Annotated in this window: 13 protein-coding genes, 1 tRNA gene, 1 pseudogene and 1 other annotated feature; of the genes and pseudogenes, 6 read left to right on the forward strand and 9 right to left on the reverse strand. The window is 39.2% G+C overall.

All coding sequences use genetic code 11. The annotated features are described in order from the left end of the window. Positions 1-13: 13 nt before the first annotated feature. From HUK49_RS06010 to HUK49_RS06020, 3 genes are read right to left on the reverse strand one after another with little or no spacing between them, the layout of a single operon-like run. Positions 14-775: a DUF4097 family beta strand repeat-containing protein gene (locus HUK49_RS06010; RefSeq protein WP_191913029.1), complete on the reverse strand. Its 762-nt coding sequence runs from the start codon at positions 773-775 to the stop codon at positions 14-16. Continuing rightward, positions 759-1,388, reverse strand: a complete 630-nt coding sequence (locus tag HUK49_RS06015; protein WP_102168626.1) for a DUF1700 domain-containing protein — start codon at positions 1,386-1,388, stop codon at positions 759-761. The genes HUK49_RS06010 and HUK49_RS06015 overlap by 17 nt, the downstream gene beginning before the upstream one ends. Next, complete coding sequence (locus tag HUK49_RS06020) at positions 1,388-1,708, reverse strand: PadR family transcriptional regulator (protein ID WP_102168625.1); 321 nt, start codon at positions 1,706-1,708, stop codon at positions 1,388-1,390. The genes HUK49_RS06015 and HUK49_RS06020 overlap by 1 nt, the downstream gene beginning before the upstream one ends. A gap of 173 nt (positions 1,709-1,881) precedes the next feature. Here HUK49_RS06020 and mscL point away from each other — a divergent pair, with 173 nt between their 5' ends. Both mscL and HUK49_RS06030 read left to right on the forward strand, forming a co-directional pair. Next, positions 1,882-2,256, forward strand: a complete 375-nt coding sequence (mscL, locus tag HUK49_RS06025) for a large-conductance mechanosensitive channel protein MscL (protein ID WP_191913030.1) — start codon at positions 1,882-1,884, stop codon at positions 2,254-2,256. A gap of 374 nt (positions 2,257-2,630) precedes the next feature. Beyond that, complete coding sequence (locus HUK49_RS06030; protein ID WP_102168623.1) at positions 2,631-2,912, forward strand: hypothetical protein; 282 nt, start codon at positions 2,631-2,633, stop codon at positions 2,910-2,912. Between the two features lie 107 nt (positions 2,913-3,019). Here the strand turns inward: HUK49_RS06030 and HUK49_RS06035 are convergent, their stop codons facing one another. The 3 genes from HUK49_RS06035 to rplJ all read right to left on the reverse strand — a co-directional run bounded on the left by HUK49_RS06035 (position 3,020) and on the right by rplJ (position 5,172). Then, positions 3,020-4,063 (reverse strand): DUF5692 family protein, encoded by a 1,044-nt coding sequence (locus HUK49_RS06035; protein WP_191913031.1) that lies wholly within the window; start codon positions 4,061-4,063, stop codon positions 3,020-3,022. Between the two features lie 179 nt (positions 4,064-4,242). Then, entirely contained in the window at positions 4,243-4,608 is a 366-nt protein-coding gene (gene rplL, locus HUK49_RS06040; protein WP_191911005.1) for a 50S ribosomal protein L7/L12, read from the reverse strand. 63 nt (positions 4,609-4,671) lie between these two features. Further along, the gene (rplJ, locus tag HUK49_RS06045; protein WP_191913032.1) at positions 4,672-5,172 is read right to left on the reverse strand and encodes a 50S ribosomal protein L10; all 501 of its coding nucleotides are present in this window, start codon (positions 5,170-5,172) and stop codon (positions 4,672-4,674) included. A gap of 31 nt (positions 5,173-5,203) precedes the next feature. After that, positions 5,204-5,322: a sequence feature (ribosomal protein L10 leader region), on the reverse strand. A 144-nt stretch (positions 5,323-5,466) separates the two neighbouring features. On the opposite strand from rplJ, the gene hemH reads away from it, so the two are divergent. The 3 genes from hemH to HUK49_RS06060 are packed head-to-tail and all read left to right on the forward strand — an operon-like array spanning position 5,467 to position 8,373. Further along, complete coding sequence (hemH, locus tag HUK49_RS06050) at positions 5,467-6,402, forward strand: ferrochelatase (protein ID WP_191913033.1); 936 nt, start codon at positions 5,467-5,469, stop codon at positions 6,400-6,402. Beyond that, positions 6,402-7,706 carry an Nramp family divalent metal transporter gene (locus HUK49_RS06055; RefSeq protein WP_191913034.1) on the forward strand — a complete coding sequence of 435 codons (1,305 nt, stop codon included), beginning with the start codon at positions 6,402-6,404 and terminating at the stop codon, positions 7,704-7,706. Before hemH ends, HUK49_RS06055 begins: the two co-directional genes overlap by 1 nt. Before the next feature lie 10 nt (positions 7,707-7,716). Beyond that, entirely contained in the window at positions 7,717-8,373 is a 657-nt protein-coding gene (locus HUK49_RS06060; protein WP_191913035.1) for a phosphatase PAP2 family protein, read from the forward strand. Between the two features lie 54 nt (positions 8,374-8,427). Here HUK49_RS06060 and HUK49_RS06065 read toward each other — a convergent pair. The 3 genes from HUK49_RS06065 to tdc form a co-directional block, all read right to left on the reverse strand. Beyond that, positions 8,428-8,502: transfer RNA gene (locus HUK49_RS06065), tRNA-His, on the reverse strand. 166 nt (positions 8,503-8,668) lie between these two features. Beyond that, positions 8,669-10,105, reverse strand: coding sequence for an amino acid permease (locus HUK49_RS06070; protein WP_191913036.1), 1,437 nt, complete (start codon positions 10,103-10,105; stop codon positions 8,669-8,671). A gap of 22 nt (positions 10,106-10,127) precedes the next feature. Continuing rightward, complete coding sequence (gene tdc, locus HUK49_RS06075) at positions 10,128-11,966, reverse strand: tyrosine decarboxylase (protein ID WP_191913037.1); 1,839 nt, start codon at positions 11,964-11,966, stop codon at positions 10,128-10,130. A 241-nt stretch (positions 11,967-12,207) separates the two neighbouring features. Here tdc and HUK49_RS06080 point away from each other — a divergent pair. Further along, positions 12,208-12,272, forward strand: a pseudogene (locus tag HUK49_RS06080) (helix-turn-helix domain-containing protein); the annotation flags it as partial.

Raw genomic sequence — 12,272 nt, forward strand, 5'->3', positions numbered from 1 at the left:
GGACCATTTTTACTTATTGGACCGCTTTAATATTAATTACCGAATTATCACCGTCATTTGCCTCCAAGCGAAGAAGGTTCGCTGCTGATTCATTTTGCTGAAGATCTTCAGCTCCATGGTCAACCCCATCGAGTTTATTATCCCCATCATCAGTATGGAGAATAAAACCATCGGCATGCGAAGCAATCACCTTATTGTCCCCGTCATCAGTTTTCACCGTATAGTGCCCCTTAAAGATGACTCTATTACTGGTGAAATCACCGTCACCAAGAGTTGTCTTTCCTCCAGTTACAGTGAGATTGTTATAAACAACGTTACCATCAGCAACGTTAACATCCATGTTCTCCAAATCAACATTCGTAATACTCAAATCGCCATCAGCAACATCAAGTTTCCCGGCTAATTTAGTTCCCTTAGGTACTGTAATAATAATGGTATCGTCACCATTATTGTAGGAAAAGAATGTCCCATAAGCCTCACCTTGATGAATGGTTGCAGACTGATTAGTTACCGTAACCTTAGGAAGTCGTGCATTACTTCCCGGGTAACTAATTGAGAATTTTGAACCTGTCTTGATTAAAACGTTAGCACTTGAGCTAGTAAGATTAACTCTATTAAATTTAGCCGTACTTAATTTTTTAGTAACTTGTTTCTCAATTACTGGGGTAGCTCCCTTAAAACTAACATTTTTCATTCCGTGACCAGCAAAGCCAACTACCATTAAAACAATCCCAATAACCAGTATTCCTAGACCGATCTTAAATGTTTTTTTCATGCTTCTCAGCCTTCCTTTGAAGTAATTTTTGGTAAATATACTTAGCTAAATTAGCAATTGCCTGTGCTAACCAGCGAATAATCCAATATCCTACGGGGATACATAAGAGTAAGACACCAATCATTGTTACCCCAATTCCGGCATAGAGGATTCCCGTCATTGGAGCAGCAGCAAGAACTCCAATTCCTGAATAGATCATTAACCCACTACCAAAAATCAAGCCAACTAGGGATCCTAATATTCCCACACTAACCCCAAAGACAGCTGCCAGGGCACAAATAAGAACGATTAACGCTCCCAGACTCAACACAAACGTAATTGGTGATGTAATAATTGCAATAACTACTAACCAAAAGACCCGCCAGTTGGAACGAGGTGATGCTGTATGACTGTTCTTAATTTCCTCATTATTAGCCTTAATTGAGTAATCAGCTAGAATCTTGTGACTTAGTTGTCGTGGATTTCCCAGTTCCTTAATAATTTGCTGGTAATTATCATAACCAGCATCCTCAATATATTCATTATAAAAATCTAACGCGTCCGTTCTTTCTTCAGCAGTTAATGGCGCTAAAAAGCTTTTCAATTCTGAAATATACTTTTGGCGAGCATCCATTATTTTTCTCCACCCTTCTGATAAAAAATCTGATCCAAGTTTTGCTTATACCCTTCCCATATTCGTAAGATTTCCTGTAATCTTTGTTCACCAATTTCTGTTATGTGGTAATAACGTCGGTTTCTCCCTTGAAATGGCTTATCATAAGTTGTCAAATCGCCATTCTTTTTTAAACGGCGAAGGACCGGATACATTGTCGACTCTGAAACATCAATCACATTTTTCACCTTTTGCGTTAATGCATAGCCGTAATAATCGTCTTGTTTCAGAATCGCTAAAACCAGTCCATCAAGGAGTTCAGCTGTTATTTGAATCTTCATTTATTCTTCCTCCTTAATACATCCAATATTATATAAGATATAATATTGGATGTAAATATAATAATGAATATTTTTAAATTTGATTAAATTCATCACTGATTATCAGATGCACGATAATCTTGTTTGATAAAATATAACTTACCTAATAAGTAGTTAATAAGAAGGAGGCCCATATGATAAAAGAATTTAAGGACTTTATTGCGCGCGGAAACGTTGTCGATATGGCAGTCGGCATTATTGTCGGTGCTGCGTTTACATCGATCGTAAAATCATTAGTAGATAACCTTATTAATCCATTACTCGGTATCTTTATCGGTAAGATTGATCTCTCAAACCTTACCTGGACAGTTGGTGAAGCTCAATTTAAGTATGGGAGCTTTCTCAATGCAGTCATTAATTTTCTGATCATCTCCTTTGTGGTTTTCCTGATGGTCAAAGCAATTAATCGTTTTCGCATAAAGAAAGATGAAGCGCCTGCTGAGCCAAGCGAAGAAGTTCAGTACCTGAAAGAAATCACTGAACTACTAAAGAAGAAAGAACAGAACTAAACTAAATCCTGTCGGTGAAATTATAACTTTCATTGACAGGATTTATTATTTTTATTATTTACTTATCATTGGATTTGCAGCATTTTTCCTGTTAATATAACTTAAAGGGGGTAGTAATAAGTGAGGTGATTATTGGCAGAACTTCTGAAGATCTACCTATATCGTTAACTGCAAAGGAATCCGTACTACCCACGTTGACTTACTAATTAAATATCAGCAATTATTTTCTAAGGTTGGCTCTTATTAAATAAAGGCATTTAATTAGTATTCACCTATTCCCTTCACTAACCGGTATTGGCTAAAATTTTGTTCTTGTTTAACATGTAACTGCTAGTCTTGTTTCATTCGCATGAATTGTAAAGGAGAGATGCATTATGTTTAACACAATTTTTTGGATTTTAGCTATTTGGTTCGTTGTTAACGTTATTTGGATGTGGTTCCAACTCGACAACCAAACCCTTCAAAAGACATTTGCTTGGATTAATGTCTGTGCTGTCTTCATTGGATTCTGGGTTTACTATGGAGTAACCCACGATGCCAGCATGCTAAATGGCTGGTTCGTTGCCTTGAATTGGATCAACATCGTTCTTGCCGCTATTCAATTCTACTTTGGCTACCGGATTGTTACTACTCACCACACTCACCCGGCAAACTAGTTTAATTGATGGCACGGCGATTAGCTGATTTGTTCACTAAAAAGGACGTAACGAGGAAATTTTCCCTGGTTGCGTCCCTTTTCTTGAGCTTAAATAAGTAGTAATCACTACTTTTGTGCCCGAGCCATCGCTTCTTCATAATCTTTAGTTCCAACAAAGACTTCATGGGTGTAAGGGTTGATTCCCATACTAGTAGCCCGTTTCCAAATAATGGCAAAGACCACAACGTTAATTGCAAGCGATAGGATCGCAATTACCCCCATCATCGTCGGATCAGCAGCTCCTGGATGAACTGCCGGATTCATTACGCCGTTCTTGTACAGAACAGGTAAAACTGAAAATCTGCCACTATCCTGAAATTCTGGAATGACTTGAGCAAACATACACCAGATTGCTAGCGTATTTGCCCGGTTTTGAATCCAGCCACCCTTGTTCCAAATTGCGGCCGCAAACGTTGGTGCAAGCAAAAGAGCAACACCACAGTACCATGAATGGGTCGGAAGATTACTATAAGTATACTCAAAGTTCCAAACGTCATATGCCAGAATAAATAGCCAAATCATATCAGGCCACAGCATGTCGTCCTCGTTCTTTGAGGAATAAATTCCCCACCAACCAGTCATACAAAAAACATTAATAATCCCGGCAATACCATTAAGGACGTTCCACCAGCCACCGTAAAGCCAAACACCCTCAGAAGAAAGCCACCACTGACTTCCGGTAGTTTGTAACGCGTTCATTCCCCGAATAGCTGATTCAAAGTCGCTTCCCACAGCGATAAAAATATTAATTGCAACAATTACAAACGGGAAGCACTTAAACCAGTATGCTTTTCCTAATTTACCCCAATGATACTTAAGGATCATAAAACCAATACAGCCAAATGTCGCAGCGTATAGCTTCGCATAGTGAAACCAGCTATTCATATGGATATAGGTCTGGTTATGCAATGCCCATGCCTGTCCTTGAGCAGCACCAATATAAATTGCTGTGAAGTAAATCGTCAATGCAATCGGTAAGACAACGAAGAAAAACAGGCCACCAGCTCTACTACGCCGTGCTATTTCATTTGTGATAATCAAACAAGCAAATACTAATACCCAACCGAATAATTGCCAACCTGATTGGCTACCATAAATTTGAAATAACATACTATCTCCTCCCTATAGTGTATGTTAGCGGTTACATAGAACCTACTTTTATTTTATAAAAGGATAATAGAGATAGCAAACTCATTTTGGGATATTTGTCTTATAAGACGACATTTTTAAACAAAAAGAGAGGTTGAACATAATTGTTCAACCTCTCTTTTTGTTTATTTGAAGTTAGACTACTTAAGGGTAACAGTAGCACCAGCGGCTTCAAGCTTTTCCTTGATGTCGTTAGCTTCGTCTTCCTTAACGTCTTCCTTGATTGCTGAAGGAGCACCGTCAACAAGGTCCTTAGCATCCTTAAGGCCAACACCAGTGATGTCCTTAACAGCCTTGATAACCTTAACCTTAGCAGCACCTGGTTCAGTCAATTCAACAGTGAAGCTGTCCTTAGCAGCAGCAGCGCCACCAGCAGCACCTGCAGCTGCAACTGGAGCAGCAGCAGAAACGTCGAATTCTTCTTCGATAGCCTTAACAAGATCGTTAAGGTCAGAAATTGATGCTTCCTTTAATGAAGCAATGATAGCATCCTTATCAAAAGCCATGATTATATTCCTCCAATATTTAGGTAATTAATTTTGATTTGATAATATATGGTAATACGACAATTATGCGGCTTCGTCTTCCTTGTCGGCAACGGCCTTGACTGCACGAGCAATCTTCCGCATTGGGTCTTGCAATGCAGATGCAAGCATTGACAACAGATCTTCACGACTAGGCATAGTAGCGTATTCGTTAATTTCATTGAGAGTCTTAACTTTCTTTTCGATGAAACCACCCTTGATTTCAAGAGCGTCGTGGTCATCGGCAAAGTTCTTCAAGATCTTTACTGGAGCAATTGGGTCTTCGTCAGAGAAGGCAACAGCAGTTGGGCCAACAAAAGTGCTCTTAAGATCTTCGTAGTCAGTACCTTCAACGGCACGGTCAAGAATCTTGTTCTTGATAACTGACATCTTAACACCGGCGTCACGAAGTTGCTTACGTAAATCAGTAACTTCAGCAACAGTTAAACCACGGTAGTCAACAACGATAGCTGATTCGGCATTGTTAAGTAATTCAACAGTTTGCTTAACAACTTCAGCCTTTTTAGCAATAGCTGCTTCACTCATGAATTTTCACCTCCTACAATGTAGTTTGACTGGATTTATAAAAAAATCCCTATGACCGCAGACATAGAGAAGGAACTTAATTTCTTCCTCGGCAGGCTATATAATTAAGGCTTTCGCCACCTGAGTCTTAGGCAGAGTCATATTTAATCAACTGTTGTAGTATAACATTTCCCTTAATCCTTGTAAAGAACTATTTGGCTTTATTCATTAGGAACCGGAAATTATTCCCAAACGCGCCAGATTAGTTTTGTTGTACAATTAACTTACTAACTTACTTCAAGGAGTGCTAGATGCATGAAAGACTATGGCCTATTACTTGTTAACCTTGGTTCACCTGCTGAACCAACAACACCTGCTGTTAAGGAATATCTTCGTCAGTTTCTCGGGGATCGCAACGTTGTGGAAATGCCACCGGCGCTTTGGAAGCCGCTCTTAAATGGCATTATCTTACCAACGCGATCATGGCGTTCCGCAACATTTTACCGTGATTGCTGGTTAAAAAATGGTTCGCCATTAATTGTTAATACTAAAAAGCTAACGGCAAAAGTTCAACAAATACTTCCTGAGTGGTCGGTTAAAATGGCAATGACTTACGGCAAGCCCAGTATCAGTGATACTCTTCAGCAAATGAAACAGGAATGTAAACACATTATTGTTCTTTCTCTCTTTCCCCATTTCACTAAGAGTACAACCCAGTCCATTATTGAGCAGGTCCAAGCTGTTGATCCAACTTTACCAATTATTGATCGTTTCGCTGACGATCCACGATACCTCACTGTTCTTAGTCAGCACATTCAAGAAGCTTGGGACAACGGGAATTACGACATGTTGATTATTTCTTATCATGGTATTCCCGTTTCAATGGTTAAACACGGCGATCCATATCAGGATGAAACTGAACGAACTACAATTGAACTAAAAAAGCGGCTTACTATTCCCGAAAACCAGATTGAAATGGCTTACCAATCTAAATTTGGCCCAATGCCATGGTTAAAGCCTTATTTAAAAAATCGCCTGCTCCAATTAGTTCAACTTGGTAAGCGGAATATCTTAATCGTTGCTCCATCATTTGTTACCGACTGCTTAGAGACGATCGAAGAAAATTCAGTCCAAAACTATCAAACATTCCGTGAAAGTGGCGGCAATACCCTTGATGTTGTCTCATCCCTCAACGATGACTCCCGCTTTGCTGAGTTTATCGCTGATCTCGCTAAGGAGCGACTAAGTTAATGAAGAAGAAAAGTTTAGATGAAATCAACGGAAGCGTCAACGTCCCTACCGTCTACGAATCAGCATTTTGGCAAAAATTCCTTGCGTATAGCGGTCCGGGTGCCCTAGTTGCCGTTGGTTATATGGATCCAGGTAATTGGCTAACTTCACTGGCTGGTGGCGGACAGTATGGCTACACGTTACTAAGTGTCCTCTTCGTGTCAATCATCGTTGCCATGATCATGCAGTCACTCTCAATTCGCCTCGGTGTTGTTACAAGGACTGATTTAGCTCAAGCAATCGCTCAACGGGTCCCTAAACCGGTACGGATTGGTTTATGGTTACTAAATGAACTTGCCATGATGGCAACAGACTTAACCGGAGTAGTTGGAACTTCGATTGCCCTCTACCTCCTTTTCCACCTTCCGTTAATTGTCGGTATCTTCCTAACCGTTGCGGACGTCCTGATTGTTCTTGTTTTTTTACGGTTTGGTATTCGCCGGGTTGAATTCATTGTCCTGACAACGATTCTTGTCGTCGGCACGATCTTTACAATTGAAGTTTGTCGAGCACACCCGAGTTGGCTTGCAATCTTCAATGGCATTATTCCGCAATCAAGGATTATCACTAACCATTCGGAATTACTTATGAGCCTCGGTATCATCGGAGCAACAATTATGCCCCATAACATTTACCTTCATTCGGCCTTAGCACAAAGTCGACGTTACGATGAACATGACCCGGCACAAGTTACTGAGACACTTAAATTTGCTAATTGTGATTCAGTCATCCACCTGATTGCCGCCCTAATTGTTAATGCGCTCCTTCTCATTCTTGGTGGGACCCTCTTCTTCCACACTGCAGCATTAAATAGTTTGGCAGATGTCTTCTATGGACTGAAAAATCCCCATATTGTTGGTCCACTATCTAGTCCCGTTATGAGTTGGCTATTTGGCTTTGCTCTCCTTATTACGGGGCTGATCTCGTCAATCACCAGCACTTTAGCTGGTCAAATCGTTATGGAGGGGTACATCAACATCCGTCTCCCGTTATGGAAACGCCGCTTGCTTACCCGTTTTGTAACCCTAATCCCGATCGTTATCATCGGTTGTCTAATCCGCTTTAACGAGCAGCAATTTGAGCAATTAATCATCTATGCCCAAATAGTTCTCAGCATTGCACTCCCTTTTACCCTGTTCCCACTTGTTGCCATCACGAGTGATCAAAAGTTAATGGGAAACCATGCTAGTCCTACTTGGCAAACAATTATTGAATATGCCCTTGTCCTCCTATTAACTGGCTTAAATATCACAGCATTGTTCTAAGGAGAAAGTAATGAAGAAAAAAACGTTAACATTAATCAGTGGGATCGTCTGTTGGTTACTATTTGGGATATTTCTAGCTGGTGTTATCCAGAATGCACACTGGATTAATCAAGTGGATCGTTTTGGTTATCAGTTAACCCAGCCCACCTACCATTTAAAAACGCAAATCATGATTGCCCTAACATACTTTGGAGATCCAATCATCATTCAAGTTCTTACCATTTTCCTTGCTCTCTACCTCTGGTGGCAAGACAGGTTCAACGAGAGCTTATGGTATGTACTTCTTCAATTTATTGGTTATTCACTAGTTATTTTGACTAAGTATAACGTTCTCCGTGCTCGTCCAAGTAATAAGCTTTTCCCGGCTAACGGCTATAGTTTTCCTAGTGGGCACACTTTCGCTACAGCAATCTTTGTTTTTACTCTACTTGCCGTGATTCTTCCTTACCTTCACTTTCAAGGAGCAAGAATTGGGGTAACCTTAATATTCTTCCTCTGGATTATTATAATTATGGTTACTCGGGTTTATCTCCGTGACCATTTTACAAGCGATGTCATTGGCGGCTTCTTACTGGCAAGTGGCTGGTGGCTAATCACCAAGACGTTTCGTCACCAACTTTCTCAATGGCTGATCAAGCCGATTACAAGAATTCAAAGTAGGAATTAAAACAAAAAAAGAACTCAAGAGAAGAAACCTTCTCCTGAGTTCTTTTTAGGTCAGGGCGGTATGTGGGATTCGAACCCACGCGTGCCGGACCCACAAACCGGTGTGTTAACCAAACTTCACCAATACCGCCATAATGACTCCAAAGAAAATAATATCACATATTGGTTCAGTAATACAATAAAAATCAAAAAGACTTTGTAATGATTACTAATTTGGTATAAATTAGCACCATCCAAAGCCTTTTCAATCAGGAACATCATCATTTGCTGTTAGAAGAATTAACCAGAACTTTTAATTACTTTTCTGCTTTTTTACTTATCTGATCATTTTCTGCCATTAATTTCTTAACTTCTGGAGTCCATGAATCCTTTCGAATCCTTGCAAACCAGAATGGTAGAAGGATTAATACTGCACTAATAATTGCAACAATGATAAAGTCCTTCAGCGTCCCTACAGCGAACGTTGCAACTAGGGCAATAATAATGGTAGCAATTAAGATCAGTGCAATTAACCATGCTACAAAAGTATTACCGACCTTAAATGGCCGTTTCAAATTTGGCTGTTTAATCCGTAATTTAATGAACCCGATTGCCATAAAGATATAAACAGCACAATAAAGAACAGTGGTAGCATTAACTAATTCCAAGAATGCCGAATTAATACCTGGAATTAGTAAATAAACAAGTGCAAAGAAAGAAATAATTGATGCTTGAGTAATCAGAATAGTATGTGAATCACCAAAACGATCTGTCTTCCAGAACTTAAACTTAGGAGGATATAATCCCTTCTGAGCACTTGAAATAATGGTCTTACCTGGACCTGATGCCCATGCCGATAGCTGAACACTAACACCAATGAAGACTAAAATACTAAATACATTAGCGATCCATGACGGCAAGCCTAAAATTTTATCATATACGATAACCGGTTGAACAATGTTATTAAGATCAATTTTACTTGATGAAACAACAGCAGCTTCGAGGAACCCGTTAACGATATTAAGAGCAAACATAAAGACTAGTGTAACCAAAACACCAATTGGGTAGTAAGATACCTTCTTAATCCGTGTAATATAAACAGAAGACATTTCAATTCCCGTATAAATAAAGATAATTGGTGAGAAGAAGGCAAGTGATTTCATGTCTGTAGGATCTGGTAATAATTTACCAGCTGAGAAATTACCCAAAATTGATGAAGGGTGAATTCCTGATTTAATAACTGCCCAAATTCCCAAAACAGTCATTATAACCAGTGGGATATAAATTCCAGCCCAAGCACCTATTTGTCCAGTAATCTTCGCCATATCAAACTTCATATTAAGAAAGGTAATAATCCAATACACAACTAAGATAACAATTAATGTAAAGATATTATTATTACCCAAACTTTCTCGGTTAATTGCAGTTGCTAAAAGCGGTGGCAAAGCTGAGGCAACCATAACCATCCCTGGGAACATTTGAACCCACAGTAACCAAGAAGTGGCAAAGCCATAACTTCCTCCTAAAGAGTTACTAACCCATAATTCTGGTCCCCCTTTTTCAGGGAAGGCACTACCAAATTCACCTGCAATCAGGCAAATTGGTAAGGCAAATAGTAAGCTAGCTACTCCCATGTAGAAGAACATAGTCCATCCAGAACCAGCTACATCAGGGATATTACGAATACTTGCCGCCAAAGCAACCGTCATCCCAATAAAAGTTATGAGGCTAACCTTTGACGTTTTACTTTTCATACGATAAACTCCCCTCTAATAATTAAAGAATTTCATTTAGCTTCTTTTCCATTGACTTAGCGATACCTTTTGAGTAGAAGTCGAAGAGTTTAGTATCATTTAAGTAAGGTGTCATAATAGCAGCCCGCAACAATGTTACTGCGCCAACTTTATTCCACTCGTCTTCAGAAAAGCCAATCCGCTTAATAAATGGAACTGGTGAATCTCCATACGTATCTTTTCTAAAAATAGTATGGGATGTTATGAAGCGATTAGAATAAACATGACTATCATAAATTGATGAGAAGTTAAACATCTTTTCGTTCAATTCATTTGTCTTCTTTAAGCTAGTTTCACCATTAATCTTCAGAACCCAATCAACCATATTAAAGTCTGGGTTATCAAGAGGATATACATCGACTTCCTTACCCTTAACATTAAACTTTAACTTCTTAAGGAAGTCACGGAAGCGTTGAGCAGTTTCAATAGAAGAACCAATTAAACGACCATAGCCAGTTACGTTAAGTGGTAATGTCCGGTGAGCAGCCCAAACAGCGGCAGCAGTAGCACCAGACTTTGACCCACCAATAATATAAGAGCCAAGCATGTCTGGAGCTTCAGCAGTTTTCTTTTCGAAAACATATGGTGCAAAGTAAGAAATAACATTTCGCATGCTTTGATACTTAATAGCAATTCCACCAGCTGAATATGGAACGTACCCCATCTTGTGAGGGTCAATAGTTACTGATTCAGCATCCTTGATTGCTTTGAAACCACGATATACATGCTCAGAGATACGAACTGGGTAGTTGAAGACGTGGTGCTTTTTAAGCATGTCAGCTAATTGATCGTATTCAACAAAATTGCCATTTTCGTCCTTAAACAGTGCACGACCATAGCCACCGTAAGCAGCATCGACGTGAAGATAGAAGTAGACACCTTGCTTCTCCATTTCTTTACGGAATTTAACGATCCGATCAACTTCATCAACTTGACCTTCTTCAGTAGTTCCGACAACGGCAACTACTCCGAGAATTGGGGTCCTTTCGGCAGCTAACTTCTTAATTGTCTCTTCTAGAATATCAATGTTCATCCGAAAATCGCTCTTTACTGGAATTTGAATCATTTGGTCAAGACCAACACCAGAAATATCAAGAGCTTTGAGCCAAGAATAGTGTTTAGTATATGGGACAATGAACTTTCCTAGTTTTTGAATATTCTTACCGCTTCGTGATGAATGAGCCTTAACAGCATTAATTTCATCTGGAGTAAGTGTTGCTAAGATCTTAAGGACCTTTTCAACTGACATATTAAGGAGTTCCCAATCGCTTAAGCCTTTAACTTTATCAGGAACAACTTCCTTAAAGGCTAATGGCATTGACTTAAATTGTCGAGCATACCATAATCCCTCAAGATTAGCCATCGAACCATCATGAGTAATGTGACCCCAGCCATCTTTATAATCAAATAGCTTAGCAAAGTCTTCTCCAACTTCCGATTCCATCTTTGAAGTGGCAACTGATGATTCCAAAGCAACGTTATTACTGTTCCACAACATAGCATAGCAATATGCTAGCATGGCTGGCATCAATGTATCAGAGTTCATTTGACCCCAATAACGACCAGCTGACATCCAAGGAATAGTACCTGGACGTAACCGTTGATCAAGTTCAGTTAACACTTCATGTTGACGACGCAACGAATCTTGATATTCTTTCTTAGTTTGATCACTGTCAGTAATTGCTGGAATATCTGAAGGAATATAATCTTTCCGCCAGCCTAAATGGTTAGTGACTAATCGTTTTAATTCATCCATATAGACTGAGCCATTTTCTGATTTATCACCAATAAATAGTGATTTATAATTCATATCTTCACTCATTACTTGTTCTCCTTCCAGAATAGCGATCTCTTAAAAGCGCTTTTAAGTTTATAAAAATATAAAAATAATTATTTTCATATTTTTATAATAGACGATCTCTGTCATTTTACCAAACAAAAAGCCATATCAATTTTATAAGTGGCAGATTGTAAAATTTAAGTTGAACATTTAAGTAGACAGAAAAGCCCATCAAGGTCTTTAATGGTGTTACCACAACATTCCATTAGAAAGAAGGACCTTAATGGGCACCACTATTTTATCATTCCAGAACCGCGTTGTCATTGAAACGCTTCATAATGAAGGACG

The organism is Limosilactobacillus portuensis (genome assembly GCF_014838735.1).
GTDB classification, from domain to species: domain Bacteria; phylum Bacillota; class Bacilli; order Lactobacillales; family Lactobacillaceae; genus Limosilactobacillus; species Limosilactobacillus portuensis.